Origin of the sequence: Noviherbaspirillum aridicola (genome assembly GCF_019656455.1) — a bacterium.
Taxonomy (GTDB): Bacteria; Pseudomonadota; Gammaproteobacteria; order Burkholderiales; family Burkholderiaceae_D; genus Noviherbaspirillum; species Noviherbaspirillum aridicola.
On sequence record NZ_BPMK01000005.1, the window covers coordinates 127,431 to 153,954 of the forward strand.

Consider the following 26,524-nt stretch of genomic DNA (forward strand, 5'->3'; position numbering starts at 1 on the left):
TGGTTCCAAGCCCGCAACAATTCTGCTAGAATTTCGGGCTTCTGCTGATTTGATCAGTAGTGCCGCTGTAGCTCAGTCGGTAGAGCAGCGCATTCGTAATGCGAAGGTCACCAGTTCGATTCCGGTCAGCGGCACCAACTCTTATCAAACAGGCAGTTCAGTGAAAAGCCGCGCGAGCGGCTTTTTTCTTTTGCACGGCATTTCTCCGCAGTGCACGCCTTTCTGCCGCCGATTCCTGCGCTCGTACCTGCCGGGTAGGGGAATAGCAGGCGACGTCGGGCGCCAGGGCAGGGATTCAGGCCGGTGGCCCTGGGTTTAGCCGCCCGCGCCGGACGAGGACACCGCTGTCGCCGCCCGGGCCGGCGGCGAGCGGGGCAATCGCCCGGAGTCCGGGTCACATCACCGGGCTGCGTCGGGTGCCCGGTTTTTCAGTCTCTCGGTGGTGTCGAACCACTGCCGTCTGAGTTTGTCGCCGATGCTCGTCTTTCCTGCCACGCTCCGCTCCGCGCGGCGGTGGTTCATTCCGGCGCGGATGAGTTCGTCGATGATGGCGTAGGTCCGGGGGTGCTGTTCCCTCAGATTTTCGGGAGAGTACACGTCTGCCCGTTCTTTCCTGACGTTCGTTTCAAAGCTTGTATCCGGACTGCCGACGTACGCAGACATCGCTTCGGCAAAAAATTCAAACGTATCGGTTTCGGCGTACCGGGAGATGCCGGTCCTGTCTCTTGCCGCACGCGCGTGCTCACGCTTTATCTCACGGTTGGCTCTGCTGTACGCATTCTTGCGCCGCAAAATCAGGCTTACATCGTACGCCGTAAATGGAAATGACAGCGGATAGGGGGTGGGAATCCGGTCGGGATTAAACCTGTGTAAGCCCATGTCCGAGACGATCGCACAGTCGACGGCGTGACCGATTTCATGCTTCATGTCAGCCGTCAGTTCAGGTGATGGCGAAGCAATGATCTTCGGTTCACCGCCCTTGCCGCGCCGTACAGTAGACCTGAACTGGGTCTCGCTGGGCTCGCTATGCCAAATCCGGAAGCCGGCGTCCGCTGGCGGGTATCTTTCGGAATGCTTCGGAGGGATATCTCCTCTTTGGGCGTCCGCCTCGACGAAGATGCGCTTGCGGCGTTTTTCCGAGATGACCACCTTGTTTCTCGGCCGTGATGCGACACGCAAGTGCTTGCGCAGGAGGAAGCGGGTAGCGGAATCACCGTACGCGGTGAGCGCTTCAAGGACTGCCGCGCGGTCCTGCGGGAACAGCTTTTTCAGCGCGGGGGCTGCGATCTTTTCGATCGATTCCTGCGCGCGGGTGTCGTGCCAGGGCACTCCGGCGCGATTGCTCTCATAGGCTTCGCGCAGGTCCCTGAAGGTGCCCCTGGTCTTCCTGGCCGGCGGCCAGGTTTTCCCGGCCTGGACCGGCAGCACGGCACTGCCGGCTTCTCCTGCGCGACCGCCACCGACAGGCGTAATCGCGTCGTCCTGCTGCATGTTCCCGGCGTGGACCGACAGCACCGCACTGCTCGCTTCTCTCGCGCGGCCGTCATCGACAGCCGTGATGGCGTCGTCCTGCTGCTGTCTGCTTCCGGCAGCGGAATTGCCCCGGATGGCCGGCGGCTCCGGTCTGTCAAACTCTGCCATCAGGCTCCCGTCGTGCTCTTCGATGACAGCCCTGAGACATCGCAGCGCGCTGTCGATCCAGGCGTCCGTTTCCGTCCTCGCGGGATACAAAGGCTTTGCCCGCTCCGCCTGCCGTCGCCGCTTGCTTCGGATCTCCCAGAGGGCGGCCGAGAACGGTGCAAGGTCATTCATGTCGCATGGCCTGAGAAACTGCTGGATGTAGGCATGCCTGGCGTACGCACGCAGGCGTTCGGGAAGCCTCGCGCACGCGCCGTCGAGCGCTTGCGCCACGACTGCCTTCTGTTGCTCCACCCATTCATTCTTGGCCTGCGGACTGGCATCGGTCTGCGGACCGGTCTCGGCCTGCGGACTGGTCTCGGCCCGCGGATTGGTCCCGGTCTGCGGATCGGTCCCGGCCTGCGGATTAGTCCCGGCCTGCGCGTCGGTCCCGGCCTGCGCATGGGTTCCGGCCTCCGGCTTTTTCTGGACCTTCAAATTGAACTTGACCGGTGGCAGAAACGACGCAAGCTCGCGAAGCACCGCGTGATCGACGCCTGCCAGCGAACGATTGCGCACTTTCTCGTCATAGGCCGTGAACACCTCGCGAAATGCCTTCACCATTGCCTCGTCGAGCGTGGTATAGACGAGGCTCGCATCCTTGACCGACATCGAATGGTACGCTTGCCTGTCTTCCGGGGAGGGCGGGGTGCCGGCCTCTGCCGCGCGCATTACATCCGCACTCAGCGCGTGGAGCACGCTGGTTTCGCGCTTGCTTACGCCGATTGCATAATGGCTTACGCCCTTGCTGGCAACAGCGGCGGCGGCCTCTTTCATCTTTGCCGCGTCCGATTGCTCCAGATGGCGAAGCTCGCGCAGGATCGCGGTACGCGCATAGTTATCGATGGCATTTCTCATGCGCTCCCGGGCATCGCGCGTCCAGAACCTGTTCCGCGCCTCGGTCACCCGGCGCAGCACGGTGTGCAGCGCGATCATTCCGGTAGCGTTTTCACGGTCGCGTTCCAGCCCATGCACCGTGACGTTCAGTTTCCCTTCATCCCCGGTGGGACTGAGAAGCAAGGCGACTTCACGGGTGGCGGGTGGAATGTTCGCCATCTCGCGCACGAGCGTTGCGGGGAGCGATTCGAACGCGGTCCTGATAGCCTTGTCGATCCGGCTTTGCTCGAAGCGGCTGAGGGTGGACCGTTCGACCGGCGCCTTTCCGGCCGCCCTGTTATCAGCGCGGGATGCCGTCGCTGGCGGCGAGGGCCGAGGGGTGTGAGGTATCGTGCGAAGGGGAATCATGGCGGTATTTTCGCTTCGGCAAGGGTTGTGACGGGGATGAGTGGGACCGTGCCGCCCGAAAGTTCATTGCCTCGAAACATGGATCGCACCGCGCCTCGGGCTCGGAAGGCGGCGCCGGCGTGAAGAGCGGCAAGCCCAGGGCGGCATGGCGGGGCAGGGGCCGATAAGTACGCCGAGTTTGATTGACCTCAGACCCTTGGGCCGGTCGCCCGCGGCCCGTCGTCACTATACTGACGGTCTGATCATCGGCACCGGTCTCCAGGGCGGAGGCGGGCCGATCCGTCACCGCGCTGCGCACCGCGCGGCCTTCCGCAAGGAGCGGCCATGACCAGCATCGTCCGCATCGATGACGAAGTCATCGACACCGAGGGGTTCATCCGGAACCTCAAACTCACCGGTCAGTTCGAGGGACTGGTCGATCAGCTGGTGCGCGACCGGCTGGCGGTCCACGCAGCGAAAAAGCAGGGCATGCGGGTGGCGCCGGAGGAGGTGCAGGAGCGCGCCGACCAGTTCCGCCGCGTCAAGGGATTGCACCGCGCCGCCGACACCAACCGCTATTTCGATGCGCTCGGGGTGACGCTCGACGAATTCGAAGCCTTCATCACCGACAGCCTGTATGAAGAAAAGATCATGCAGTCGGTGTGCAGCGACGAGGCGGTGGAGAGCTATTTCCAGCTGAATTCGCCGCGCTTCGACAGTGTCGAAGTCAGCCACATCGTGCTCGACGGCGAGAGCAAGGCCAAGGAGATGATGTCGGTGCTCGGCGACGATCCGGACTCCTTCGAGGAGATGGCGCGCGAGCATTCGATTGCCGACACGCGCGAGCAGGGCGGCCTGATCGGCAAGCTGTTGCGCGGTTCGCTGCGGCCGGACATCGAGGCCAAGGTGTTCAATGCCGGGCCGCGCGACCTGCTCGGTCCGTTCCCGTCCGGCGACCGCACCGTGTTCGAGATATTCCGCGTCAATGCCCGCCATCCGGCCACGCTGGACGAGGACACAGCCGCCGAAGTCCGCCGCCTGCTGCGCGAGGAATGGCTGGTGGCCTGCGCGCAGGATCACATGATCCGCGTCGGCTGAAAAGGCGCGCGGATCCCGCCCGTCACCGCCCCCGCGTCCATCCTGTCCATCCATGGAGACCTCGTCGCCGTCATCCTCCCTCGCGGGCTTTCTCGCGTCGGTGGAGATTCTGTCCGCCTTCACGCCCGATGAACTCGAGCGCCTCGCCGGACAGGCGGAGCAGCGCTTCCACGGATTCGGCGATCCGGTCTGCAATGCCGGCGATCAGGCCGGCGGACTGTATGTCGTCCGCAGCGGCTCCGTCCGCCTCTTCACCGAGGAGAACGGCAAGGAAATCAGCATGGGCGTGCGCAAGGCGTCCGAGGTGTTCGGCGAGATCGCGCTGCTGCGCGATGCGCGCCTGGAGTCCTCGGTGCGGGCGTCGGGCAAGACTGAACTGTTGTTCATTCCGCGGCCGGCCCTGGAGGCGGCGCTCGCCCGCAATCCGGAAGCGCACGCCTTCGTCAGCAGTTATGTGGCCATCAGTTCGGCCGGGGGCTTCGTGGCGGGGCTTTTCGACCTGCGCGGCAAGGTCGACAAGCGCGAGCTGGAAGAACTCGTGCGCAGTGTCGGCATCAAGCGGGTCCAGGCGGGCAAGGACATCCTCCGGCAGGACGCGCGCGACGACAAGCGGCTTTATGTCGTGCGCCGCGGCGAGGTGCGGCTGGTGCGCAGCGAGGAAGGCATGGAGTACACGCTGGCGACGCTGCGCGAGGGCGAGATCTTCGGCGAGAAGTCCTGCGTGATGCGGCAGGAACAGATGGCGACCGCCGTGGCCGTCACGGACTGTGCGCTGCTGGTGATTCCCGAGCGCACGGTGCAGATGCTGCTGGAGCGCAATCCGAAGCTGCGCGAGGTGCTGGAAGAACGCATACGCGGCCTGGAGCGCGAGCAGCAGCGCCAGCGCAAGCTGGCCGAGCGCCGCAAGCGGCCGGTGCTGCTGGACCTGGTATCGAAGCCGTCGTACGGCGAGCGGGTGCTGCCGCGCTTCCCGCTAGTGGAACAGGCCGAGGAGATGGATTGCGGCGCCGCCTGCCTGGCAATGCTGTGCCGGCACAACGGCATCTCCATGACGCTCGGCAAGCTGCGCGAGATGGCCAACGTGACCACGCAGGGCGCCACTATGGAGAGCCTGGCGCGCGCCGGTGAAACGCTCGGTTTCACGACACGCGGCGTGCAGTGCACCTACGAAGCGCTGCTCGGCTTCGAGCTGCCTTTCATCGTGCACTGGGAGGGCTATCACTACGTGGTGGTGTACGGCGTCTCGCGCGAGCATGTCTGGGTCGCGGACCCGGCGATCGGATTCCGCAAGATGACGGTGGAGGATTTCGAGCGCGGCTGGCACGGCACCTGCCTGCTGTTCTCGCCCGGGGAAGACATCGCGCAGGTAACCGCGGCGCGCTCGCCCTGGGTGCGCTTTGTCGCCTATCTGCGTCCGCACAAGACCATCCTGCTGCACCTGTTCATGGCGACCTTCGTGATCCAGGTGCTGGGCCTGGTGCCGCCGCTGATCATCCAGAACATACTCGACGGCGTGATCGTGCATCAGAACGTCGGCCTGCTGCACCTGCTGATCGTGGGGCTGATCGTCTCCAACCTGTTCTCCCAGATCATGACCACGGTGCGCGCCTACCTCGCCAACTTCATGGTGCGCAACATGGACTTCGCGATGATGTCGCATTTCTTCAAGCACACCATGTCGCTGCCGTTCTCCTTCTTCGCCAAGCGCAAGGCGGGCGACGTGCTGGCGCGCTTCGAGGAAAACCTGACGATCCGTTCCTTCCTGACGGAGTCGACGGTGACGACGCTGCTGAACCTGATGATGGTCTTCATCTATTTCACCATCATGTTCATGTACAACGTGCGCCTGACCCTGGTGCTGATCGCTTTCGTCATCCCGATCGCGGGCCTGACGGTGGCGGTGACGCCGAAGATCAAGGCGTATGCGCGGGAGGCCTTCGCCGCCGCCACCGACGCCAAGTCGCTGTTGATGGAAACGCTGGGCGGCGTGGAAACCATCAAGGGCATGGGCATCGAGCGCGCGATCCGCCTGAAATGGGAGCGCAAGTATGCGAAGTCGCTCGATGTGCAGTACCGCGCGCAGAGCTTCAACATCCTGGTCACCCTCGCCAGCGGCATGCTGCATGCGGCCACCACCATCGCCATCCTGTGGGTGGGCGCCAGCCTGGTGCTGGCGCGCGAGCTGACGATAGGCCAGCTGATCGCCTTCAACGCGCTGATGGGCAGCGTGCTCTCGCCGCTGATGGGCCTGGTCGGCCTGTGGAGCCGGGTCAACGACGCCGGCGTGGCGATGGAGCGGCTCGGCGACGTCCTCGAGATGGAGCCGGAGCAGCGGGCGGCCGATGCGCAATCGCGCGTATTGCTGCCCGACCTGCAGGGCGACATCCGCCTGGAGAATGTCTATTTCCGCTATGGCGGCAATGAAACGCCGTATGTGCTGGAGAACATCAGCCTGGAAATAAGGCCGGGCGAACTGGTCGCGGTGGTCGGCCGCAGCGGTTCGGGCAAGACCACGCTGGCCAAGATGCTGGTGGCGTTCTATCCGCCTAGCGAGGGCAAGATCACCGTCGACGGCTATGACCTGTCGGTGATCGACAAGGAGTACTACCGGGCGCAGGTCGGCTACGTCATGCAGAGCAATCTCGTGTTCTCCGGGACCATCGCCGAGAACATCGCCAGCGGCGATGAAAGCCCGGACCGCCGCCGCATCGAGGAAGTGGCGAGGATGGCGGACGCGCACGGCTTCATCAGCAAGATGCCGCTCGGCTACGACCAGGTGGTGGGCGAGCGCGGCATGGGGCTGTCGGGCGGGCAGATACAGCGCCTGTGCATCGCCCGCGCGCTCTACCACGATCCGAAGCTGCTGGTGTTCGACGAAGCGACGTCGGCGCTCGATACCCAGTCGGAAAGCAACATCATCGCCAACATGCACGAGATCCTGAAGGGACGCACCGCGGTGGTCATCGCGCACCGCCTCAGCACCATCATGCAGGCCGACAAGATCGTGGTGCTGTACGAGGGCGGCATCGCGGAGCAGGGCCGGCATGAAGAGCTGGTGGGCCGGCGCGGCATGTACTACCAGCTGGTGCAGAAGCAGTTGAACGCCGCATGAAGATACTTGACCAGGAAGCCGACACCGGCAGCGCGCTGTCCACCGCGCGCCTGCTGGAGAAAATCGAAATCATGCGCTCGATGCTGCGCTGGGCCGCGCGGCTGGAGCGGCGCGATATCGAGAAGCTGCTGGCGCAGGCCGGCAGCCTGCGCGACGAGGTGATGCAGCTGTCGCACAAGGAGCGTTTCCTGCGCGCCGCGGGCGGCGAGAGCCTGCCCGCACAGCAGCTGCCGGCGGGCGAGCGGCGCCGGCAGCTGCTGGCGCGCAGCTTCGTCTTCGAAGGCGTGTTCGGCGACAATCCGAAGCTGCTCGACGCGCTGGAAGTGGCGGAGAAGGCTGCGCCCACCGACCTGCCGGTACTGATCGACGGCGAGAGCGGCACCGGCAAGGAACTCATGGCCAAGGTCATCCACGCCAACGGCGCGCGCTCGGACAAGCCCTACATCTCGGTCAACTGCGGCGCGATCCCCGATACCCTGATCGAATCCGAGCTTTTCGGGCACCGGCGCGGCGCGTTCACCGGTGCGGCGACCGATCGCAAGGGCAAGTTCGAGAGCGCGCACCGGGGCACCATCTTCCTCGACGAGATCGGCGAGCTGCCGCTGCCGGGGCAGGTGAAGCTGCTGCGGGTGCTGCAGTCGCACGAGATACAGCGGGTCGGTTCCGACGAGCCGATCGCGGTGGATTGCCGCATCGTCGCCGCCACCAACAAGAACCTGCGCAAGCTGATCGCCGAGGGAAGCTTCCGCGAAGACCTCTTCTACCGCCTCAGCGTGATTCACCTGACGCTGCCGCCGCTGCGGGAGCGCAAGGACGAGATTCCGCTGCTGCTTGCGTATTACGCGGACGAGGCGGCGGAGGCGCTCAAGCGCCCGCCGGTGAAGTTCACGCCGCGCCTGCGCAGCTTCCTGCTCAACTATGCCTATCCCGGCAATGTGCGCGAGCTGCGCAACCTGCTCTATCGGCTGAGCTGCCTCGCGGGCGAGCTGGCGGACGTGGCGCACCTGCCGGAGGACATCCGGCCGCGGCCGCTCGGCCTTGCGGACGGCGCCGACGGACGGGGGGCGGCATCACTGCCGTCGTCGCTCGGCGAGGCCAAGCGGGCGGCGAGCGACGAAGCCGAGCGGGCCTTCCTGGAGCGCGGGCTGAAAGAGGTCGGCGGCTCGGTGTCGGAACTGGCGCGCCGCTGCGACATGAATCGCTCTCACCTGCAGATGCTGTTGAAGAAGCACGGCATCCATTCCAAGGATTTCCGGGTGGGCAAGCCGCCGCCGGCGGACGGCGCCCGGCAGCAGGCGGCGCACTGAGGGCGCGCTGCCTGCTAGCGCTTCAGGCGGTAGCCGGTCCGGAAGATCACCGTGATCGCCGCCAGGCACAGCAGCATGAACACCAGCGTCATGCCGAAGCTGACGCCCACGTTCACGTCCGACACGCCGTAGAAGCTCCAGCGGAAGCCGCTGACCAGGTAGACCACCGGATTGAGCAGCGTGACCTTCTGCCAGAACGGCGGCAGCATGTGTATCGAATAGAAGCTGCCGCCGAGGAAGGTCAGCGGCGTGACGATCATGACCGGCACGATCTGCAGCTTTTCCCAGCCGTCGGCCCAGACGCCGATGATGAAGCCGAACAGGCAGAAGGTGATCGCGGTGAGCACGAGGAAGCCGACCATCCACAGCGGATGCAGGATGGTGTAATCGACGAACAGGCGCGCGGTGGCGAGGATGATGACGCCGAGGATGACCGACTTGGTGGCGGCGGCGCCGACATAGCCGACCACGATTTCCAGCGGCGACACCGGCGCCGACAGGACTTCATAGATGGTGCCCGCCCATTTCGGCATGTAGATGCCGAACGAAGCGTTGGAAATGCTCTCCGTCAGCACCGACAGCATCACCAGGCCGGGCACGATGTAGGCGCCGTAGCTGATGCCGTCGATCTGTTCCATGCGCGAGCCGATGGCGGCGCCGAACACGATGAAGTACAGCGAGGTCGAGATCACCGGCGACGCGATGCTCTGCATCATGGTGCGGAACCAGCGCGCCATCTCGAATTTGTAAATCGCCTTGATGCCGTGGACGTTCATGTCTGCTTCCCCTGGTGCACGAGGCTGATGAAGATTTCCTCCAGCGAGCTTTCGCTGGTCTGCAAGTCCTTGAAGTGGATGCCGTTGTCGTCGAGGCGGCGCAGCAGTTCGGGTATGCCCAGCCGCTCGCCCTCGGCATCGAAGGTATAGACCAGCTGGGTGCCGTCGGACGACAGCTCGAGCCGGTATCCGGCCAGCGCTTCCGGCACCGCGTCGAGCGGCTGCTGCAGGTGGAGGGTGAGCTGCTTCTTGCCCAGCTTCTGCATCAGGACCGCCTTGTCCTCGACCAGCAGGATGCGGCCCTTGCTGATGACGCCGATGCGGTCGGCCATCTCTTCCGCCTCCTCGATGTAATGCGTGGTCAGGATGATGGTCACCCCGCTCTCGCGCAGGCGCCGCACCAGCGCCCACATGTCGCGCCGCAGCTCCACGTCGACGCCGGCGGTCGGCTCGTCGAGGAACAGGATCTTCGGCTCATGGCTGAGTGCCTTGGCGATCATCACCCGCCGCTTCATGCCGCCCGACAGCGCCATGATTTTGGAATCGCGCTTGTCCCACAGCGTCAGGTCCTTCAGCACTTTCTCGATATGGGCGGGATCGGGCGACTTGCCGAACAGGCCGCGGCTGAAGGAGACGGTGTCGTGGACGGTTTCGAAGGCGTCGGTGAACAGTTCCTGCGGCACCAGTCCGATCTTGGCGCGCGCGGCGCGGTACTCGCGGGCGATGTCATGCCCGTCGGCCGCGACGCTGCCGCTGCTGGCGTTGACGATGCCGCAGATGATGCTGATCAGCGTGGTCTTGCCGGCGCCGTTGGGGCCGAGCAGGGCGAAGATCTCGCCCTGGCGGATGTCGAGATTGATGTCCTGCAGCGCCTGGAAGCCCGAGGCATAGGTCTTGGTCAGGTTGCGGACCGAGATCACCGCCGGGCCGCTATCCGTCGATGACGGCATGTTTTCTCCTTGTTATCGATGCCAGCCGCCATCTTAAGCCATCTGCGCCGACTCGGCCGGGACCCGTTCCTGATTGACGCAGCTCATCGGAATGACGCAGGGCACGAACCGATCTGCTGCCGAGCGGACAGAGGTGTAGATCAACAACCAGGAGCGATTCATGCAGACATCGGGCCACGGCCATGTATGGAAGAAAATTGCCGACACCTATCAGCAGTGGGATCAGGACCGGTTCGAACTGATGGCCATGGACGACCTGTCCGAGCGCTTGCCGGAATTCGAGCCGCGGCTGATCGAACAGGCACTCGACGAGGCGCGCAGCGCGGGCCGCGTCGCCACTTCCGGCGACGGCCGGTTCCGGCTCGTGCCGAACAATTGAACGACCGTACCGGGCCCGCCCCGGTGCCGGATCAGGCGTTTCAGTGCGGCCGGTGATGCAGGCTGTTGCTGTCGAAATAGCCCCTGAAACGCCGGATCTTGCCCTGGTCGTCGAAGACCAGCAGGCTCACGCCTTCATACTCGAGGCGCGCGCCCGACGCATCGACGCCGTTGGAGCGCCAGAACAGGCCCGCCGAATGGTCGCCGGCGGTGACGTCGACGAATTCCGAATGCACTTCCCTGAACAGGTGGCGGTATTCGCGCCAGAATCGCTCGACCGCGTCGCGTCCGCGGTAGGCGCGCCCGTTGCGCTCGGCCACCGGGTTGCTCAGCTCGGCGTCCTCCGCGAACATCTCGACCAGGATATCGACCGCCTGCGGGTCGCCTTCTTCCACCCGGTGCAGACGATGAATGAAATCGTCCGCCATGCTCTTGATCTGTTGTTGGTCCATGTTCTCCTCGCACGTCTCACTCAAGGTGAGCAGTACGATGTGCGGCGCCGGGCAAAGTTCATCCCCTGCCGAACAGCCACTCCACCGCGCCGCGCGCCACCTCCGGCGGTATGACATGACCGCCCTCGAACTCGTCGTAGCGCACCTCGTAGCCGGCGCCGCGCAGCCGGGGCACGATGCGGCGGCTGCACGGCGCGATCGGCAGGATGTCGTCGCGGGCGCCATGGGAAATGTAGACGCGCGGTGCGCCGCGCGCATGCACGGGTGCAATAAAGCCGGGTGAGAACGCGATGATGTGCCTGAACAAGTCGCCGTTGGCCAGCCCGAGCGACAGCGCATAGGAGGCGCCGTCGGAAAAGCCGCTGATCGCGAGCCGGGCCGGGTCCACAGCGTAATGCGCGAATGCATGGCCGAGCGCCTTGTCCGCCAGCCGCACGTCGGGCCCGTAGGCGCGGCTGACGATCACATCCCAGGTCGATGCGTCGGACGCCGGCGCCAGCAGGATCATGCCGTGCTCGTCAGCGAGGTGCCGCAGCAGGGCCAGGCCGTGGTGCGCATGGCCGCCCGCGCCGTGCAGCAGGAGCACCAGCGGCGCGGGGCGCGAGGGATCATGCCCGGGCGGCGCATACAGGTAGCTGTCGCGGCGGCCGCCGGCTTCCAGCCGGTGCAGGCCCGGCTCCCCCCGCGCACGGGGCGGCGCGGGGCGGGCCTGCAAGAGGGCATCATGGGCCATCCCGTTCTCCTTCCGGCTGTGAATGCGATTGGACCCCGTGCCGCCGCATGGTTCCGTCCCCGCCGGCAGGAACCTTGGCTGCGGCGGGCGGGTCTTCTCCATTCCCTTTTTCTACGTCCTTCAAGGAGACGAGCAATGGATGAGCAACTGCACATGCAGCGCAGCGGAGCCGGCTTCCCGGTCGACAAGCCGCTCGACGCACTGATCGCGGATCACAATTTCGTGCGCCAGATGTTCGAGCGCTTTCTCAATACGCAGGACATGAACGTGCGCCAGGAAGCGGGGCCGCGCATCATCGAGCTGCTCGAGATGCATGCCCAGCTGGAAGAGACCGTTTTCTATCCCGCCGTGCACGATGTCGACGCCGGGCTGGTCGATCACTCGGAGCATGAGCACCAGGAAGCGCGGCAGCTGATGAACCAGCTCAAGGGGATGGATGTCGGCGATCCGCAGTACGAGCAGCTGATGCGCCAGCTGTCCGACGCGGTGATGCACCATGTGCAGAGCGAGGAGCAGCAGCTGTTCCCGAAGGTGATGCAGGCGGGCCTCGACATGACCGCGCTCGGCGTGCAGATGCAGGCCTATGAAGCGAGCATGGTCAGCGCCGCCGCCCGCGCGAGCGATCGCCCGGGGCAGGGACGCTAGCCGCCCGCGCTGGCCCGCCGCTCCGCGTTCGGCGCCGCCGATTCGATCACGCGGCGGAAGAAGGCGGCCAGCTGCGGGACATGCCGGTCGAAGGTGAAGTGGCCGCGCTGCGACCACACCCGCTCCCGCAGCGCCTGCATCGCCGCGCGGTCATGCAGCCTGGCGGCCAGGTCGGGAATGTCGTCGAAGAAGACGCTGATGTCCATCTGCCGCGCCAGCGTCTGCGTCGCCACGATCGCGCCGGTATTGTCGCGCTGGATCATCGGCAGTCCGGCGGCGGCCAGCGTGCTCATGCGCGCCGGGTAGTTGAGATCGTCCCAGTTGGCGCGGCGAAGCTCGCCGCCATTCATGCTGGCGAAGCTGTGCAGCCAGCCGGCGTCGTACTGCGAGAACTCACTCGTCCAGCGGGCCTGCTCGACATTCGCATGCAGATGCAGGTAGCCGGGCGCCATCCGGCTGGTCTTTTCTATCCACTCCTTCCACTGGCCGTGGGTGAACTCGCCGTAGAAATGCAGATGGATGCGGTGCGCCGCCAGCGCCGCCACCGTGTGCGGATGCAGACCGATCGGGCGGCCGGGCGACACCGTGTGGATCTCGCCGTCCCGCTCCGACAGCAGCGGCGAGCGCGGCTGCTCGAACCAGTCACGCTTGGGCAGGTCGCCGTCGAGCACATGCACCGGCTTGCCGCGCGACAGACCGGGTACGATGGTGTCGAACCAGTCCCGCATCTCCGGGCTTGAAAAGATCTGTCCGTCGGCATGGCGGTAAAGCTCGATCAGCTGCGGCCAGCTGCCTTTTTCGAGACAGATGAACGGCCCCTCCTTGAAATGCCAGACGAAGGGAATGCCCGGCGTGGCCATCAGCACTTCATGCGCGAAGGGGACGGCCTGCCAGTTCAGCAGCGCGTAGATCACGTCCGGCTGCAGCCGCTGCACCGCCTCGCGCCAGTTCTCGCGCGGCAGGTCCTCGACATGGCCGAAAGGCAGCGGACCGACGGTGTTGTACCAGTACGGCTCGCGCATCCACAGTCCGTACAGCTTGTGTCCCTGTTCTTCCAGCGCCAGCACGCGGTCGGCGTTGTAGGCGAGTTCGCCGACGAGCAGGATCTTCAGCCCGTCCGCCGCGCGCGGCGTGTCGGGCCGCTCGCGCATCGCGCGGTACTGCGCGGCCTCGTCGATCAGGTGGCCGGCCGTGCTGTGGAAGCGCAGCGGCTGGGCGACGCGATAGCGGGCGCGGAAGGTATTGATGCCGCCGGCCGGCTCGCGCATGATCTTGTGCCGCTGCTGCGGGTGATCGACCCATTCGCAGCTCACGCTGCCGGTGCCGGCAAACGCCCCCTGCGCGCGCAGCCGCGACCAGTACAGCCGCTCCAGGTCGTCGCTCTCCAGTTCCTTGCGCTCGGTCCAGCGCAGGCCGGTGCGGCGGTGCATGCACTGCACCAGCTGCAGCGGATAGCCGTCGATCTGCCCCGGCGTCTCCCGGTTGTAGCGGTAGCGGATGCCGGAGAAGGCGAGCACCGCTTCGGGCTGCCGGTCGAGGCAATCCGCGAGCGCCCGCAGGTGATCGCGATACCAGACGTCGTCGCTGGGAAGATAGGCGATCAGCGGCGCCCGCGCCTTCGCCATGGCCACGTTGAGCGCATGGCCGAGGCCCTTGTTCTCGGGCAGCCGGTGATAGCGTATGCGCGGATCGGACAGCCAAGGCGCCACCACCTCCGCGGTATCGTCGCGCGATCCGTCGTCCACGATGATGGCTTCCCAGTCCTCCATCCGCTGTGCCGCCAGGCTGTCGAGCGCACGGGCGATGAACGAGGCTTGTTCGAAGCTGGGCATCAGCACGCTGACCGCAGGCGTCCTGGCTGGCGACATGGCGCTCCTTTTTTGCGAGGGAAATGCAGAGATGGTAAGACCTGCAAGGGGGTGCCGGTCTTGATATGCCGCCACTTTCCTGTGCGCGGCGGACATTTCCGCCATGGCAGGCATTTGCGGCAACACCATCGGCCCCGGCGATTGACGAACTACAACCCGGCCCGCGCCGCATTGCCGATACTTGCCCTTGTCCCGTCCGAAAGATGATCCGATGAGTGCTACCCGAAACAGCGCGCGGGTTCGCGCTGCGACGCGGCGGCGGAGGACGCGCCGATGAGCCAGGCCTGGAGCAGCGGCAACCGCTTCACCCTGCTGGAGAACGGCGAGCAGTTCTTTCCGCGCGTATTCGAAGCGATCTCCCAAGCCCGCCATGAAGTGATGATCGAGACCTTCATCCTCTACGAGGACAAGGTCGGACGCGCGCTGCACGAAGTCCTGCTCGTCGCCGCCCGGCGCGGGGTGAGCATCGATGTCACCGTCGATGCCTTCGGCTCGCCCGACCTGTCCGAGGAATTCGTCGGCGCACTGACCTCGGCCGGCGTGCGCCTGCATGTGTTCGACCCCGCGCGGCGCCTGTTTCGGCGCTTCAATTATTTCCGCCGCATGCATCGCAAGCTGGTCGTCATCGATGGCCGCCTCGCCTTCATCGGCGGCATCAATTACTCCGCCGATCACCTTGCCGACTACGGTCCGGAGGCCAAGCAGGATTACGCGGTCGAGGCCGAGGGACCGGTGGTGGCCGACATGCACCGCTTCATGCGCGGCGCGATCGAGGAAGGCAAGCCAAGGCCGTGGTACCGGCGGCGCCCGCCGGCGCCGCCGCGCGCGCAGGTTGCGCCGGCGGGCGGGGCGGACGCGCTGTTCGTCTGGCGCGACAACCGCGAGCGCCGCAATGACATCGAGCGCCAGTACCGCCTTGCGATACGCCTGGCGCGCCGGCGCGTGATCATCGCCAATGCCTATTTCTTCCCCGGCTACGCCTTCCTGCGGGAGCTGCGCAAGGCCGCGCGGCGCGGCGTGGACGTCTCCCTGATCCTGCAGGGCAATCCCGACATGCCCATCGTGCAGACCGCGGCCGCGATGCTCTACCACCACCTGCTGCACGGCGGGGTGCGCATCTACGAATACTGCGAGCGTCCGCTGCACGCCAAGGTCGCGGTGGTGGACGACGAGTGGTCGACCGTCGGTTCCAGCAACCTCGACCCGCTGAGCCTGTCGCTCAACCTGGAAGCCAACGTAATGATCCGCGACCGCGACTTCAACCGCACCCTGGCGGCCAACCTGGAAAACCTGATCGCGCACAGCTGCACGCAGATCCGCCCGCACGATCTGCGCGAACCGAAATGGTGGCGCAAGCTGCGCAGCTTCGTGCTGTTCCATGTGCTGCGCAAGTATCCGTCGTGGGCGGGCCGCCTGCCCGCGCATGCGCCGCGCCTGGCCCTCCTGAGCCCGGAGGCGGAGCAGCAGGCCAGCGACCGCCTCGACGAAAAGGCCAGCCTGTGAACCGGGCCGCTTCCGCGCCGCGCGGCGGCATCACCTCGCGTTCCTGGTGGCCCTGGCTCAAGCGGGCGCTGACGCTCATCTTCTTCGCGGTGGTCGGCTACCTGCTGTTCACCCAGGCACGCGCGGTGGAGTGGGGCGAGGTATTCGAAACGCTGCGCAAGCGGCCGGCTTCGTCGCTGTGGCCCGCCGCGGTGCTGGCCGCCGGGAGCTATCTGCTGTACAGCTGCTTCGACCTGTTCGGCCGCCGCCTGACCGGGCACCGCCTGGCGGCGCCGCAGGTGATGGCGGTAACCTTCATCAGCTATGCGTTCAACCTGAACATGGGTGCGCTCGTCGGCGGCGTCGCCTTCCGCTACCGCCTCTACTCGCGGCTCGGCCTCGATGCGCCGACGGTGACCCGGGTCGTCGGCCTGAGCATGCTCACCAACTGGCTCGGCTACCTGCTGCTGGCCGGTCTCGCGTTCGCGCTGACGCCGCCCGATCCGCCGCCCGGCTGGAAGCTCGATGCCGGCGGACTGCGTCTGCTCGGCGTCGCGCTGCTGGCGGCCGCGCTCGCCTACATGCTGCTCTGCGCCTTCTCCCGCCGCCGCGAGTGGCATGTGCGCGGGCACGACATACAGCTGCCCTCGCTGAGGATGGCGCTGCTGCAGTTGCTGATCTCCTCGGCCAACTGGCTGCTGATCGCGGGCACGGTCTGGCTGCTGCTGGGCCAGAAGATCGCGTTCGGGCCGGTGCTCGCGGTACTGCTGGTGGCGGCGGTGGCCGGCGTGATCACGCACGTGCCGGCCGGACTGGGCGTGCTGGAAGTCGTCTTCGTCACGCTGCTGAGTCATCAGCTGCCGCGGCATGAATTGCTCGCGGGCCTGCTCGCCTATCGCGCGATCTACTACCTGGCGCCGCTCGCGGTGGCGGCGCTCGGCTTTCTGATCATGGAGCTGCGCGCCCGGCGCGCGCGGCAGTCAGGAGGGGCAGGGGGCACCGGCACCACCTGAGCGTGCCGGCCGTGGCCTACCCGGCGTCTATGGCGGCCAGCGCCTCGCGGATCGCGCCGGCATCCGTGGGCCGGACCAGCCGCGACAGTTCGCGGCCATCGCGCAGGAAGACCAGGGTCGGCCACAGCGTGACGCGGAAGGAGCGTCCGAGCGGGCGGCCCTTGCCGTCCTCGACCTTGATGTGGCGGACGGCGGGATGCGTGTCGAAGGCGTCGGCGATCAGCGGCTGCGCCGCCAGGCAGAAGCCGCACCAGGGCGTGCCGAACTCCAGCACCGTCGCGCCGGGAAGGCTGTCGATCTCGGTGCGCGCCGGTTCGATGGCGGCGAAGTCGCGGGTCATCGGCATGGCAAATGAACAAGTGATGAGTATTCGTGAATAGAGCAGGCGGCGCGGGTGGCGGTTCCTCGCGCGGCGGCGGCGCAAGAAATGCTGTAAAAAATTTGCGCTTGGCCGCGCGGGATTCTATTGTAGAAGAACAAGTGATACGTCATGGGGATGTCGTTCATGGGCCAGAATAAAAAATGCCTCGCCGTGGTGCAGGCCGTGTGTCTGTATGCGCTGGCCGCCGGCGCCGCCGCCGAAAACATCTTCTCCGTGTCGTCGGCCAGTCCCCATCACCGCCCGGGAGAACTGCGACTCGACGGCGCCATCGGCCTGAGCATGCCGGGCGCACGCGACATGACGGACGGGGCGCCGCCATCTTCCTATGGCCTGCGCTTCAGCCACTATCCGGAACGCCATCCGAACTGGGGCGTGGGCGTGGACTTCACGCGCTACGGCAGCGGCAACGGGATCAGGAGCCAGGATGCCGAGCGCAGCCTGTGGCAGGGCGCGCTCGCTCCCGGCGCCACGCCGCTCGACCGCGTGACCCAGCGTTTCGATCAGCCGCACGGCGTCAATGTACTGAGCGTCTCGGGCATCTACCGGTGGCATGGCGACGGGCCTGCCGTCGGCCGCCTGCAGCCGTATGTCGGACTCGGCCTGGCCTGGTACCGGTCCAACTCCGACGGCACCACGCCCGGCTTCGCGAGACCGCCCGCGCAGGAAGGCTCCGCGCTCGGCTATCACATGATGGGCGGGGTCCGCTATCACTTCACCGAGCGCGCCGGCGCATTCTTCGAAGCCAAGTTCAACAGCGGCAATGCGCTGCATGCCGTCCCCGGCGATGCGGACGGCTCGCCGCGCAGCTACCACGCCGTCGCGGGCGTCAGCTACAGCTTCTGAGGCAATCGCCGCTGCTTGACATAGATCACATCCGCACGCGCCCTATCCCGCGTTGTTTGAGTCGAGAATGTGAACAAGAGACGGCGCGCGCGCCACGGCTGCAAGCCCGGCATGCCCCCCGCCGACAACAAGTCATGCCACGGCAGGATCAGGGAGCTCAATCAAGTCGTTTGCAAGGAGTCAATGATGGACAAGGCGCCCGCATCGCTGGTCGGCGAGATGAGCATTATGGATACCTCGGGTCACAAGCAGCTGAAGTGGAAGATGGACAATCTGGACGAGATCGCGGTCGCGCGGCAGACGTTCGACACGCTGGTCAAGGAAGGCTATTCGGCCTTCGGCTCCAGGAACAAGACCGAAGCCAAGCAGACAGTGAAGGAGTTCGACCCGACCATGGAAGATGTGGTCATGGTGCCGCGCACGGTCGGAGGCTGACATGTCCTTCCTGCAGAGCGTCCGTCGGCTGCTGGCGCGGCTCGGCGGGCCCGGGGCGCGCCCGCCGTCCGCGGCACGCATGCAGGGGTTGTACCGGCGCGTCAGGGAGCATGCCCTCGAAACCTTCCGCAACAGCGAGCTCGGCGGTTTCGAGGATATCCACCGCGAGCGGCGCGCCAAGCGCCGCTCCCTGAGCCTGCTGATGCGCCTGCTGTCGGCCCAGCAGCGCCAGGAGTTCCGCCAGTTCGGCCATTTCCATGTCAACGGCGGCGCCAGCGGCAACCGCTACCGGATACGTCCGGGCACCTTTGCCAATATCGATGTGCTGTATCCGAGCGGGCGCGTCAAGCACCGCCTCTGCGCCCATCCGGCCGGCGACGTGCCGGTCTATGACGTGATGGCCGCGCAGCTGCTGCACCTGCAGGACCCGCAGAGCGAGCCGCGCTTCCTGCGCCAGGCCAATGTGCACCTGGCGATATCGGAAGAGGGCGGACGCTCGGCCTCGATGTGGATGGGCTAGGCGGCGGCCGCCGGCCACGCGGTCACAGCTGGACGGTGACCGCGCGCGGCGGCGTATAGGCGCCCCTGGTCATCAGGTCCACGCCGCAGGGCAGGGCCTCGATCCAGTCGAGGAATTTGCCCACCATCTCCCTGCCCCTGAAGGGCGCGCCGTGCTGCGGCACGATCCACTCCGGATCGAGTTCGCGCACCATCTCGGCCCAGTAGCGGCATACCTTGTTGGACACCATGTAGCGGCTGTGGAAGCCGCGCATGTACGGCAGGTGCTTGTCGAAGTCGGCCACCGGCGCCGTCGCCAGCGAGGCGGGCATCAGCGACGCGCCCATGTCGCCCGAGAACAGGATGCGGCTGACCGGATCGTAGAACTGCAGGTTGCCTTCCGAATGCAGGAAGTGCGCGGGCAGGATCTGGTAGGTGACGTCGCCGAACGGCAGCAGCGTGCCCTCGTCGGGCACGTCGATGATGCGTCCCTCGGTCTTCCCCTGCGGGCAGAAGTGCGGAACGAAGCGCGACCAGATCTTGGAGATCAGCAGCCGCGTGTCGGACGCGTTCAGCCAGCGGGGCAGGGAGGCGATGATGTCCGGATCCGCGTGCGACGCGAACACATAGCGCAGCTGCTTGGGCGGGAAGTATTTGCTCATCGCCACGAACAGCTCGTTGTAGGTGAGCACCCCGCCCGGATCGAGCAGGATGCCGTTGCCGTCGTGGACGATCAGGAACTGGTTGGACTGGACCGATTCGCCGCCGGCTTCCTCGACGAGATCGGAAAACATCAGGCAGACATGCCTGCCATTGTTGAAAAGTTCTGCGGACATCGGACACCTGCAAGGAAGAGGGGCATTGTAATTGCAGGCGGGGTATCGGCAAAGCAAGAAACGCCGCTTTACCGATATCGGGAAAATACCGTGTTATTTCGGCTGCAGCGCCTCGCCCTCGAAACGCACGCCTTGCCAGCCGCCCTGCATGAAGTTGCGGATGTTCTGATGGTCGCTGCCGTCCGGATGGCCGAGCACATCCTTGCGGTAGTAGTCGCCGAAGCAGGCGAGGGTCTCGGCTTCGGACAGGCCCTGCATGCGGGCGAAGGACAGCAGCTTGCACGAGCCGTTGTTCTGGCCGGCCTCGTTGCGCGCGCTGCCGTTGGTGAAGGCGGTCGGCGTGAACGCGTAGTGCGCGTCGATCACGGCGATGCAGTCGTTGAAGCTGATGGTGTCGGGCGCCGTGCGCAGGCGCTGCAGAAAATCCTGGATGGTCATCGGTCGGTCTCGGGTAGCGCGCCGCGCGGCGCGGGGTGCGCAAGCATAGCCGAATGCGCCCCCCGGTGTCAGCCCCCGCCGCGCCTCATCCCATCGGCCGCCGCTGGTGCTCGATCTGGGCTTCGGCCTGCGTCAGATAGCCTTCCTTCATGCCGTGCACCGAGCGGCCGCCGCCGCCGGCCAGCTCCGGCGCGATGCGGTGCATGAGGTCGTCGGGGACCGACTCGGCGCAGGCGCGCAGCGGCGCGAACAGCGGATGCGCGCGCGGATCGCGTCCGGCCTCGGCTTCCTGCGCGAGCGGCTCGAACAGGCTGCGGGCGCGCTCCATCAGCGCATCGCGCATGCGCGCGGACGACGCGTTGGTCTCGGCCGACTCCGCCAGCACTGCATGGTCGATCACGGGAATCGGCTCGCTGTCGCTGCCGGCGCTCGCCAGCCTGAACGGGTCGAAGCCGGCGGCCATCAGGGCCGACAGGAAGCGCTCGTGGAAGATGCTGTGCCGCACGCCATCGAGCGCCAGCGAGTGGAAGGAAGGGCCGTTGCCCTCGTTGTAGGCCTGGGCGCCCTGCTGCACGATCTCATCGAGCTTGCGCCAGTCGAAGCCGTTCGGGTCGTTCTCCCAGGCTTCCTGCAGATCCATGAATTCCCCGACCAGGCGATTGATCGCTTGCGAGTCCGGCTGCGACATATTGCCTCCTGTTGATTCGGTATCGATCCCGCTTTGGCGCGCAAATGCCGAAATCGTTCAGCCCACGTGGCATGGCGAGCGATCCAGTTCCACGCCTGCTGATGTAGCCGATCAAAGCATGTGCGAATTTCGCGGGTGATAATGCCCCTGGGTCTTTCATTTCCCTCCCCGAGGGTGTAGAAAGCTGCAGTTTGCAAACTTTGTGAGGCACAAGACGTTGACTACCAGAAGCAAACGCTGGAACGGCAAGTTCGAAAACCTCTCCGCCGATTTTCTCCGGGCCGTGCTCGAGAAGATGAATGACTACGGCGACCGCGTGCAGTTCTCGCTCGCGGGCGGCAGCGCCGAGCCGAGCTACCAGGTGATCAATCCCCAGGACAAGAAGATCGCCTTCGACAACCGGCATACGCTGCTCAAGACCGAAGGCGATGAATTCAGCGGCGCCAATGCCACGGGGGTCTATACCGCCGACCAGGTCAAGGCCGCCATCGCCGGCTTCGCCCCGGCCTCATCGGGGAGCGGACGCGCCGTCAAGGCGGTGCGCGCCGGCGGCACCCGCGTCAGCGCGGCGCGGCTCGAAGAACAGTTCGCGACCGCCCGCTACGAGTACTACCGGAACAACCGGCAGACCCTGCCGCCCGGCATTACCGGCCACACGGAAGAGATCACCAGCCTGATGAAGCAGGGCAAGTCGGTGGAAGAAGCCTTCGACGAGGTGGTGCGCAAGTACTTCTGATGCTTTCCCGCGGCGGGAACAGAAACGTTCCCCCCGGCGCCCTGTCTGACCGGCATAACCGTTTCAAGGAGGCGAGCGTGCAGGTAAGCGAACTTGAACTACTCGACGTCCGGCTGCATCAGCTGCGCGACAGGCTGCGGTCGGAGCCGCACGGCGAGCGCATGCTCGGCATGGACGATCCCCTGGTGAAGGCCGCGCTGGCATGCGAGTTCATGCTGCCGGAGCAGCTGACGGTGCGCAATCTCGCCGACACCGTCGAACGCAAGATCGGCAACGTGCAGTTGCTGCTCGAGCGCGCGCGCAGCCATGAACAGCTGCCCGAGTCGGCGCAGATCGCGTCCGGGCAGGAGTACATGGCGGGTTCGCAGGAATACCGTGCCGAACACGCGCAGCCGCGGCGCTGACACGCCTGTCGATCCGCCCGCGCCCGGCTCCCGGGTCCGCCGCCCCGCGGCCCCGCTGGTCGCGCCGCAGAACGGCGACCTGCGCCTGGTGCGCGCCGCCGCCGCCCACTGCCAGGCCTGCCCGCTCTACCGCGACGCCACCCGGACCGTCTTCGGCGAGGGGCCGGACCATGCGCGCGTGATGCTGGTGGGCGAGCAGCCCGGCGACCGCGAAGACCTGCAGGGCCATCCCTTCGTCGGACCGGCGGGCCAGCTGCTCGACCGCGCGCTGGAAGCGGCCGGCATCGACCGCAATGGGGTGTATGTGACCAACGCGGTCAAGCACTTCAAGTTCGAGATGCGCGGCAAGCGCCGCCTGCACAAGAAGCCGGTGGACAGCGAGATCGGCGCCTGCCACCAGTGGCTCGCGCGCGAACTCGCGCTCGTGCGTCCCGAGATCATCGTCGCGCTCGGCGCCACCGCCGCCCGCTCGCTGCTCGGCCGCGCCACGCCGGTGGAGGCCAACCGCGGCCGGTTCATGCCCTTCGCCGGGGACGGCCGCCTGCTGATCACCATTCATCCGTCGTTTCTGCTGCGCATGCCGGACGAGGCGCGGCACGCGGCCTACGACCGTTTCGTGGCCGACCTCAGACTCGCCGCGCCCGGGCACTGAGCGAAAGCAGGTCATCTTCCGGCACCGCTTTTCATCGCTCGCGGTTCGGCGTATGGTGAACGGAAAACGGCGCCGCGACCGCGAGGGCGCCTCCACGCCGTCTCTCAACCGGAGGAGAGCGAGATGAAACGCGTACTCGGCTGGCTGCTGCTGCTGATCCTGCTTGGCGTCGCCATCGCCGTCTTCTACGTGTGGCGCCAGGGACCGACCTACCGCCCGCCGCCGGAGGCGCCCGCCGACGTGCCGCCGCCGCCCGCGGCGACCGCGCCGCCGCCCGAGACCCACTACCCGGTGCCCGAAACCGACGCCCCCCTGCCGCCGCTGGCCAGGAGCGACGGCCCGGTGCTGGCCGCGCTCTCGGAAGTCTTCGGCAACGGCGTGCGCCGCTTCCTGCAGCCGCAGGAAGTCGCGCGCCGCATCGTGGTAACCATCGATAACCTGCCCCGGCAGAACATGTCCGGCCAGCTGCAGCCGCACAAGCCGGTCACCGGCAGGCTGCGCACGCAAGGGCAGGGCGAGGACCTGCGCCTGGACGACGCCAACTACGAGCGCTATCGCCCCTATGTGAAGCTGATGGAGTCGGTGGACGCGGCCACCTTCGCCGCCGCCTATCAGAAGTTCTACCCGCTGTTCCAGCAGACCTATCGCGAGCTGGGCTATCCGAAGCAGCATTTCAACGACAGGCTGGTGACGGTGATCGACCATCTGCTGAAGGCGCCGTCGCTGGACGAAGCGCCCGAACTGGAGCAGCCGCACGTGTTCTACAAGTTCGCCGACCCGGAGCTGGAGTCGCTGTCGGTCGGGCACAAGCTGATGATCCGGATGGGGAATGCGAATGCGGAACGGGTGAAGGCGAAGCTGCGGGAGATCAGGACCGAGCTGACGAAGAACGGTCCGCAGCCGGCGCCGCGCAAATGAAAAGGCCCGGGCGCGATGCCCGGGCCTGACCTGCCTGAACGGCGCCTTCGCGCTTACTTCGTCCAGCTGTCCTTCAGCGTCACCACCCGGTTGAACACCGGCCGGCCCGGCGCATGATCCACGCGGTCGGCGACGAAGTAGCCATGCCGTTCGAACTGGAACTTGTCGTCCGGCTGCGCGGCGCGCATGCCCTGTTCCAGGTAGGCGGTGATGACTTCCTTGGCGTTCGGGTTGAGCGCCTGCTTGAAGTCCTTGCCGCCGGCGTCCGGATGCGGATCGCTGAACAGGCGGTCGTAGAGGCGCACCTCGGCTTCCAGCGCGTGGGTGGCGCTGACCCAGTGAATCGTGCCCTTGACCTTGTAGTTGTTCGCGCCTTCGGTGCCGCTCTTGGAGTCGGGGAAGTAGTTGCAGTGCACCGCGACGACCTTGCCGTCCGCGTCCTTGTCGCAGCCGGTGCACTCGACCACGTAGCCGTAGCGCAGGCGCACCTTGTTGCCGGGGAAGAGGCGGAAATAGCCCTTGCTCGGCGTTTCCATGAAGTCTTCTTCCTCGATCCACAGTTCGCGCGTGATCGGGAAGCTGCGCTGGCCGCGTTCCGGATGGTGCGGATGCACCGGGGCGCTGCATTCGTCGACCAGGTTCTCGGGGAAGTTGTCGATGATGAGCTTGAGCGGGCGCAGCACCGCGACCGCGCGCGGCGCCCTGGGGTCGAGGTCGTCGCGCAGCGCGCCTTCCAGCGTGCTCATGTCGATCCAGCTGTCGGCCTTGGACACGCCGACGCGCTCGCAGAACAGCTGGATGGATTCCGGCGTGAAGCCGCGGCGGCGGATGCCGACGATGGTGGGCATGCGCGGGTCGTCCCAGCCGTCGACGATCTTTTCCTCGACCAGCTGCAGCAGCTTGCGCTTGCTGGTGATCGCATAGGTCAGGTTCAGACGCGCGAATTCGGTCTGCTCCGGCAGCGGATGCCTGAAGAAGCCGCCCTCGGCCGCACGCGCCAGCACCCAGTCGTAGAACGGCCGGTGATCCTGGAACTCCAGCGTGCAGAAGGAGTGCGAGACGTTTTCGATCGCGTCTTCCAGCGGATGCGCATAGTCGTACATCGGGTAGATGCACCACTTGTCGCCGCTGCGGTGATGGTGCGCATGACGGATGCGGTAGATCGCGGGATCGCGCATGTTCATGTTGGGCGACGCCATGTCGATCTTCGCGCGCAGGATGTGCTCGCCATCCCGGAACTCGCCCGCCTTCATGCGGCGGAACAGGTCGAGCGACTCGGCCGCCGGGCGGTCGCGGAAAGGCGAGTTCCTGCCCGGCTCGCTGAAGCTGCCGCGGTTCTTCGCCATGTCTTCGGCGCTCTGGCTGTCGACATAGGCATGGCCGGCGCCGATCAGGTACTCGGCGATTTCATAGAACTTGTCGAAATAGTCGCTGGCGAAGTAGAGATGTTCGCCGCTCTCGTCCTTCCAGTCGAAGCCGAGCCATTTCACGCTGTCGAGGATGGTGTCGACGTATTCCTGCTCTTCCTTGGTCGGATTGGTGTCGTCGAAGCGCATGTGGCAGCGCCCGCCGAAGTCGCGCGCCAGGCCGAAGTCGATGCAGATCGCCTTGGCATGGCCGATGTGCAGGTAGCCGTTCGGCTCGGGCGGAAAACGGGTCACCACCGCCGGCAGCGGGCGGCCGAGATGGTCGGTGCGCTGGCTGTACTTGCCGGACGCGATGTCGGCTTCGATCAGGCCGCGCAGGAAATTGGACGACGCGCCGGCGTCGGCGCCAGGGTTCTTGGAATCGTTGCTCATCGGGGGAGTTGTCAGGGAATGCTGTGCGGATGCAAGGTTTGCGGCATTTTACCGTACCGCTCAGGCACGCGGCGCGAACATGATGATTGCCATTCCCGCCAGGGAAACCAGGGCGCCGACGACGTCCCAGGCGGTCGGGCGGATGCCGTCGACCGCCCACAGCCAGCACAGGGCGACGCCGATATAGACCCCGCCGTAGGCCGCATAGACGCGGCCGGCGGCGCTCGGGTGCAGGCTCAGCAGCCAGGCGAACAGGGCAAGGCTGGCGGCGGCCGGCAGCAGCAGCCACGCCGACCCGCCTTTCTTCAGCCACAGCCAGGGCAGGTAGCAGCCGACGATTTCCGCCACCGCGGTCAGCGTGAACAGCAGGACGGTCTGCACGGCTTGCATCGGTCGTTCTCCGGGACAGGTAAGGACCGCATCATAGCAAGGCCGCCGCGCCGTTTTTTTTCCGTCCCGATACGTCCATGCACGCTTTTCGCCGGCGCCGGCTTGAGGCGGGCCAAGGAGCATGCAGCGAGGGCGGCGCGCTTGAGCTACATCTAGTCCGGCGCGGATGAATATCGATTAAATACGCCTGTGTCCAACCAGCCAGGCCGTTCGCATCGATGGCCTGCATACCATCCGCAGCCCGGGCCGCCCGCATGCCTCAGCCACCGGCATCGTCAGGCGCGCCATCCTTCCGGTCTTCCTGCCAACGCGGCAACCCCCGACCGGCGCGCGCGGAACAAGTCAAAGGAGCGATCGATGACAATCAGGCGCGAGGATCTCGCCGCAGCCGCCTCTCTCGGCCTGCTGCAGCACAGCCAGGTGGATCCCCTGCTGATCTTCCTGCTGCAGCGGGACGTGCTGGCCAGGCGCGCCGAGCTGGCCGCCGCCGCCGGCTCGGCCGCCGCGCCGCAGGCCTGGCTGCGCGCGGTGCTGTGGTATACGCTGGCCTTCCTGGCCGTGCTGACCGTGGGGCTGTTCGGGGTGCTGTATCTGTCCCGGTCGGGGCCGGGCGCGGGCCTGGCCGCGCTGCTCGCCGCCGTCGTCCTGTACGCCGCGGCCGGCGTCAAGCTGGCGAGCTGGAGCAGGGGACGCGGCTATTGCCGCGGCACGCGGGTGACGCTCGGCGTGGTGATGGCCTCGGTGCCGCTGGCCGCGCTGGTCGTCCACCAGGCAGTCGCCTTCTGAGCTG

At 66.3% G+C, this 26,524-nt stretch carries 27 protein-coding genes and 1 tRNA gene; 16 read left to right on the forward strand and 12 right to left on the reverse strand.

The annotated features are described in order from the left end of the window. The first annotated feature begins 61 nt into the window (after nucleotides 1-61). Nucleotides 62-137: transfer RNA gene (locus NCCP691_RS06935), tRNA-Thr, on the forward strand. A gap of 262 nt (nucleotides 138-399) precedes the next feature. On the opposite strand, the gene NCCP691_RS06940 is transcribed toward NCCP691_RS06935, so the two are convergent. Beyond that, nucleotides 400-2,922 carry a hypothetical protein gene (locus NCCP691_RS06940; protein ID WP_220807530.1) on the reverse strand — a complete coding sequence of 841 codons (2,523 nt, stop codon included), beginning with the start codon at nucleotides 2,920-2,922 and terminating at the stop codon, nucleotides 400-402. 324 nt (nucleotides 2,923-3,246) lie between these two features. Between NCCP691_RS06940 and NCCP691_RS06945 the strand changes: the two genes are divergently transcribed. From NCCP691_RS06945 to NCCP691_RS06955, 3 genes are read left to right on the forward strand one after another with little or no spacing between them, the layout of a single operon-like run. Next, nucleotides 3,247-3,999 (forward strand): peptidylprolyl isomerase, encoded by a 753-nt coding sequence (locus NCCP691_RS06945; RefSeq protein ID WP_220807531.1) that lies wholly within the window; start codon nucleotides 3,247-3,249, stop codon nucleotides 3,997-3,999. A 52-nt stretch (nucleotides 4,000-4,051) separates the two neighbouring features. Further along, entirely contained in the window at nucleotides 4,052-7,111 is a 3,060-nt protein-coding gene (locus NCCP691_RS06950; RefSeq protein WP_220807532.1) for an ABC transporter transmembrane domain-containing protein, read from the forward strand. Beyond that, nucleotides 7,108-8,418 (forward strand): sigma-54 interaction domain-containing protein, encoded by a 1,311-nt coding sequence (locus tag NCCP691_RS06955; protein WP_220807533.1) that lies wholly within the window; start codon nucleotides 7,108-7,110, stop codon nucleotides 8,416-8,418. The genes NCCP691_RS06950 and NCCP691_RS06955 overlap by 4 nt, the downstream gene beginning before the upstream one ends. Before the next feature lie 14 nt (nucleotides 8,419-8,432). On the opposite strand, the gene NCCP691_RS06960 is transcribed toward NCCP691_RS06955, so the two are convergent. Continuing rightward, nucleotides 8,433-9,194 (reverse strand): ABC transporter permease, encoded by a 762-nt coding sequence (locus tag NCCP691_RS06960; RefSeq protein WP_220807534.1) that lies wholly within the window; start codon nucleotides 9,192-9,194, stop codon nucleotides 8,433-8,435. Continuing rightward, nucleotides 9,191-10,144, reverse strand: coding sequence for an ABC transporter ATP-binding protein (locus NCCP691_RS06965; RefSeq protein WP_220807535.1), 954 nt, complete (start codon nucleotides 10,142-10,144; stop codon nucleotides 9,191-9,193). Before NCCP691_RS06965 ends, NCCP691_RS06960 begins: the two co-directional genes overlap by 4 nt. Before the next feature lie 160 nt (nucleotides 10,145-10,304). Here NCCP691_RS06965 and NCCP691_RS06970 point away from each other — a divergent pair, with 160 nt between their 5' ends. Continuing rightward, a complete protein-coding gene (locus NCCP691_RS06970; protein ID WP_220807536.1) occupies nucleotides 10,305-10,523 on the forward strand; it encodes a hypothetical protein in 219 nt (72 codons plus the stop codon). Nucleotides 10,524-10,563: 40 nt separating this feature from the next. Here the strand turns inward: NCCP691_RS06970 and NCCP691_RS06975 are convergent, their stop codons facing one another. Further along, nucleotides 10,564-10,974, reverse strand: coding sequence for a nuclear transport factor 2 family protein (locus NCCP691_RS06975; RefSeq protein WP_220807537.1), 411 nt, complete (start codon nucleotides 10,972-10,974; stop codon nucleotides 10,564-10,566). Nucleotides 10,975-11,032: 58 nt separating this feature from the next. Next, nucleotides 11,033-11,707 carry an alpha/beta hydrolase-fold protein gene (locus tag NCCP691_RS06980; protein ID WP_220807538.1) on the reverse strand — a complete coding sequence of 225 codons (675 nt, stop codon included), beginning with the start codon at nucleotides 11,705-11,707 and terminating at the stop codon, nucleotides 11,033-11,035. 135 nt (nucleotides 11,708-11,842) lie between these two features. On the opposite strand from NCCP691_RS06980, the gene NCCP691_RS06985 reads away from it, so the two are divergent. After that, nucleotides 11,843-12,352 carry a hemerythrin domain-containing protein gene (locus tag NCCP691_RS06985; protein WP_220807539.1) on the forward strand — a complete coding sequence of 170 codons (510 nt, stop codon included), beginning with the start codon at nucleotides 11,843-11,845 and terminating at the stop codon, nucleotides 12,350-12,352. Here the strand turns inward: NCCP691_RS06985 and NCCP691_RS06990 are convergent. Beyond that, nucleotides 12,349-14,220: a glycosyltransferase family 2 protein gene (locus tag NCCP691_RS06990; protein WP_220807540.1), complete on the reverse strand. Its 1,872-nt coding sequence runs from the start codon at nucleotides 14,218-14,220 to the stop codon at nucleotides 12,349-12,351. The two genes, NCCP691_RS06985 and NCCP691_RS06990, sit on opposite strands and share 4 nt — an antisense overlap. 273 nt (nucleotides 14,221-14,493) lie before the next feature. On the opposite strand from NCCP691_RS06990, the gene clsB reads away from it, so the two are divergent. Both clsB and NCCP691_RS07000 read left to right on the forward strand, forming a co-directional pair. After that, nucleotides 14,494-15,723: a cardiolipin synthase ClsB gene (clsB, locus tag NCCP691_RS06995; RefSeq protein WP_220807541.1), complete on the forward strand. Its 1,230-nt coding sequence runs from the start codon at nucleotides 14,494-14,496 to the stop codon at nucleotides 15,721-15,723. After that, complete coding sequence (locus tag NCCP691_RS07000; RefSeq protein ID WP_220807542.1) at nucleotides 15,720-16,715, forward strand: lysylphosphatidylglycerol synthase domain-containing protein; 996 nt, start codon at nucleotides 15,720-15,722, stop codon at nucleotides 16,713-16,715. Before clsB ends, NCCP691_RS07000 begins: the two co-directional genes overlap by 4 nt. A 16-nt stretch (nucleotides 16,716-16,731) precedes the next feature. Here NCCP691_RS07000 and NCCP691_RS07005 read toward each other — a convergent pair whose 3' ends face one another. After that, entirely contained in the window at nucleotides 16,732-17,061 is a 330-nt protein-coding gene (locus tag NCCP691_RS07005; protein ID WP_220807543.1) for a thioredoxin family protein, read from the reverse strand. Between the two features lie 159 nt (nucleotides 17,062-17,220). On the opposite strand from NCCP691_RS07005, the gene NCCP691_RS07010 reads away from it, so the two are divergent. From NCCP691_RS07010 to NCCP691_RS07020, 3 genes are all read left to right on the forward strand, one after another. Next, nucleotides 17,221-17,940 (forward strand): outer membrane protein, encoded by a 720-nt coding sequence (locus tag NCCP691_RS07010; RefSeq protein ID WP_220807544.1) that lies wholly within the window; start codon nucleotides 17,221-17,223, stop codon nucleotides 17,938-17,940. A gap of 183 nt (nucleotides 17,941-18,123) precedes the next feature. Further along, on the forward strand, nucleotides 18,124-18,375 hold the full coding sequence (locus NCCP691_RS07015) for a hypothetical protein (protein ID WP_220807545.1): 252 nt from the start codon (nucleotides 18,124-18,126) through the stop codon (nucleotides 18,373-18,375). A gap of 1 nt (nucleotide 18,376) precedes the next feature. Continuing rightward, nucleotides 18,377-18,895: a hypothetical protein gene (locus NCCP691_RS07020; RefSeq protein WP_220807546.1), complete on the forward strand. Its 519-nt coding sequence runs from the start codon at nucleotides 18,377-18,379 to the stop codon at nucleotides 18,893-18,895. Between the two features lie 22 nt (nucleotides 18,896-18,917). Here NCCP691_RS07020 and NCCP691_RS07025 read toward each other — a convergent pair whose 3' ends face one another. The 3 genes from NCCP691_RS07025 to NCCP691_RS07035 all read right to left on the reverse strand — a co-directional run bounded on the left by NCCP691_RS07025 (nucleotide 18,918) and on the right by NCCP691_RS07035 (nucleotide 20,835). Then, nucleotides 18,918-19,709 (reverse strand): oxygen-binding di-iron domain-containing protein, encoded by a 792-nt coding sequence (locus NCCP691_RS07025; RefSeq protein ID WP_220807547.1) that lies wholly within the window; start codon nucleotides 19,707-19,709, stop codon nucleotides 18,918-18,920. Nucleotides 19,710-19,802: 93 nt separating this feature from the next. Further along, entirely contained in the window at nucleotides 19,803-20,147 is a 345-nt protein-coding gene (locus tag NCCP691_RS07030; protein ID WP_220807548.1) for a HopJ type III effector protein, read from the reverse strand. Between the two features lie 85 nt (nucleotides 20,148-20,232). Beyond that, on the reverse strand, nucleotides 20,233-20,835 hold the full coding sequence (locus tag NCCP691_RS07035; protein ID WP_220807549.1) for a hypothetical protein: 603 nt from the start codon (nucleotides 20,833-20,835) through the stop codon (nucleotides 20,233-20,235). Nucleotides 20,836-21,052: 217 nt separating this feature from the next. On the opposite strand from NCCP691_RS07035, the gene NCCP691_RS07040 reads away from it, so the two are divergent. From NCCP691_RS07040 to NCCP691_RS07055, 4 genes are all read left to right on the forward strand, one after another. Continuing rightward, a complete protein-coding gene (locus NCCP691_RS07040) occupies nucleotides 21,053-21,571 on the forward strand; it encodes a hypothetical protein (protein ID WP_220807550.1) in 519 nt (172 codons plus the stop codon). Nucleotides 21,572-21,648: 77 nt separating this feature from the next. Continuing rightward, nucleotides 21,649-21,975, forward strand: a complete 327-nt coding sequence (locus tag NCCP691_RS07045) for a hypothetical protein (protein WP_220807551.1) — start codon at nucleotides 21,649-21,651, stop codon at nucleotides 21,973-21,975. After that, the gene (locus NCCP691_RS07050) at nucleotides 21,947-22,627 is read left to right on the forward strand and encodes a UdgX family uracil-DNA binding protein (RefSeq protein ID WP_238482343.1); all 681 of its coding nucleotides are present in this window, start codon (nucleotides 21,947-21,949) and stop codon (nucleotides 22,625-22,627) included. The genes NCCP691_RS07045 and NCCP691_RS07050 overlap by 29 nt, the downstream gene beginning before the upstream one ends. 123 nt (nucleotides 22,628-22,750) lie before the next feature. Further along, nucleotides 22,751-23,545, forward strand: coding sequence for a DUF3014 domain-containing protein (locus NCCP691_RS07055; protein ID WP_220807553.1), 795 nt, complete (start codon nucleotides 22,751-22,753; stop codon nucleotides 23,543-23,545). A gap of 53 nt (nucleotides 23,546-23,598) precedes the next feature. Here NCCP691_RS07055 and NCCP691_RS07060 read toward each other — a convergent pair whose 3' ends face one another. Continuing rightward, nucleotides 23,599-25,344, reverse strand: a complete 1,746-nt coding sequence (locus NCCP691_RS07060; protein ID WP_220807554.1) for a glutamine--tRNA ligase/YqeY domain fusion protein — start codon at nucleotides 25,342-25,344, stop codon at nucleotides 23,599-23,601. A 60-nt stretch (nucleotides 25,345-25,404) separates the two neighbouring features. Continuing rightward, nucleotides 25,405-25,734 (reverse strand): YnfA family protein, encoded by a 330-nt coding sequence (locus NCCP691_RS07065; RefSeq protein ID WP_220807555.1) that lies wholly within the window; start codon nucleotides 25,732-25,734, stop codon nucleotides 25,405-25,407. A 357-nt stretch (nucleotides 25,735-26,091) separates the two neighbouring features. Between NCCP691_RS07065 and NCCP691_RS07070 the strand changes: the two genes are divergently transcribed. Then, nucleotides 26,092-26,520 carry a hypothetical protein gene (locus tag NCCP691_RS07070; RefSeq protein WP_220807556.1) on the forward strand — a complete coding sequence of 143 codons (429 nt, stop codon included), beginning with the start codon at nucleotides 26,092-26,094 and terminating at the stop codon, nucleotides 26,518-26,520. Nucleotides 26,521-26,524 lie beyond the last annotated feature (4 nt).

Bases quoted from the DNA above. Each gene is read 5' to 3' on its own strand.
- NCCP691_RS06940 (WP_220807530.1), bottom strand. From the start codon at position 2,922: ATGATTCCCCTTCGCACGATACCTCACACCCCTCGGCCCTCGCCGCCA.
- NCCP691_RS06945 (WP_220807531.1), top strand. From the start codon at position 3,247: ATGACCAGCATCGTCCGCATCGATGACGAAGTCATCGACACCGAGGGG.
- NCCP691_RS06950 (WP_220807532.1), top strand. From the start codon at position 4,052: ATGGAGACCTCGTCGCCGTCATCCTCCCTCGCGGGCTTTCTCGCGTCG.
- NCCP691_RS06955 (WP_220807533.1), top strand. From the start codon at position 7,108: ATGAAGATACTTGACCAGGAAGCCGACACCGGCAGCGCGCTGTCCACC.
- NCCP691_RS06960 (WP_220807534.1), bottom strand. From the start codon at position 9,194: ATGAACGTCCACGGCATCAAGGCGATTTACAAATTCGAGATGGCGCGC.
- NCCP691_RS06965 (WP_220807535.1), bottom strand. From the start codon at position 10,144: ATGCCGTCATCGACGGATAGCGGCCCGGCGGTGATCTCGGTCCGCAAC.
- NCCP691_RS06970 (WP_220807536.1), top strand. From the start codon at position 10,305: ATGCAGACATCGGGCCACGGCCATGTATGGAAGAAAATTGCCGACACC.
- NCCP691_RS06975 (WP_220807537.1), bottom strand. From the start codon at position 10,974: ATGGACCAACAACAGATCAAGAGCATGGCGGACGATTTCATTCATCGT.
- NCCP691_RS06980 (WP_220807538.1), bottom strand. From the start codon at position 11,707: ATGGCCCATGATGCCCTCTTGCAGGCCCGCCCCGCGCCGCCCCGTGCG.
- NCCP691_RS06985 (WP_220807539.1), top strand. From the start codon at position 11,843: ATGGATGAGCAACTGCACATGCAGCGCAGCGGAGCCGGCTTCCCGGTC.
- NCCP691_RS06990 (WP_220807540.1), bottom strand. From the start codon at position 14,220: ATGTCGCCAGCCAGGACGCCTGCGGTCAGCGTGCTGATGCCCAGCTTC.
- clsB (WP_220807541.1), top strand. From the start codon at position 14,494: ATGAGCCAGGCCTGGAGCAGCGGCAACCGCTTCACCCTGCTGGAGAAC.
- NCCP691_RS07005 (WP_220807543.1), bottom strand. From the start codon at position 17,061: ATGCCGATGACCCGCGACTTCGCCGCCATCGAACCGGCGCGCACCGAG.
- NCCP691_RS07010 (WP_220807544.1), top strand. From the start codon at position 17,221: ATGGGCCAGAATAAAAAATGCCTCGCCGTGGTGCAGGCCGTGTGTCTG.
- NCCP691_RS07015 (WP_220807545.1), top strand. From the start codon at position 18,124: ATGATGGACAAGGCGCCCGCATCGCTGGTCGGCGAGATGAGCATTATG.
- NCCP691_RS07020 (WP_220807546.1), top strand. From the start codon at position 18,377: ATGTCCTTCCTGCAGAGCGTCCGTCGGCTGCTGGCGCGGCTCGGCGGG.
- NCCP691_RS07025 (WP_220807547.1), bottom strand. From the start codon at position 19,709: ATGTCCGCAGAACTTTTCAACAATGGCAGGCATGTCTGCCTGATGTTT.
- NCCP691_RS07030 (WP_220807548.1), bottom strand. From the start codon at position 20,147: ATGACCATCCAGGATTTTCTGCAGCGCCTGCGCACGGCGCCCGACACC.
- NCCP691_RS07035 (WP_220807549.1), bottom strand. From the start codon at position 20,835: ATGTCGCAGCCGGACTCGCAAGCGATCAATCGCCTGGTCGGGGAATTC.
- NCCP691_RS07055 (WP_220807553.1), top strand. From the start codon at position 22,751: ATGAAACGCGTACTCGGCTGGCTGCTGCTGCTGATCCTGCTTGGCGTC.
- NCCP691_RS07060 (WP_220807554.1), bottom strand. From the start codon at position 25,344: ATGAGCAACGATTCCAAGAACCCTGGCGCCGACGCCGGCGCGTCGTCC.
- NCCP691_RS07065 (WP_220807555.1), bottom strand. From the start codon at position 25,734: ATGCAAGCCGTGCAGACCGTCCTGCTGTTCACGCTGACCGCGGTGGCG.
- NCCP691_RS07070 (WP_220807556.1), top strand. From the start codon at position 26,092: ATGACAATCAGGCGCGAGGATCTCGCCGCAGCCGCCTCTCTCGGCCTG.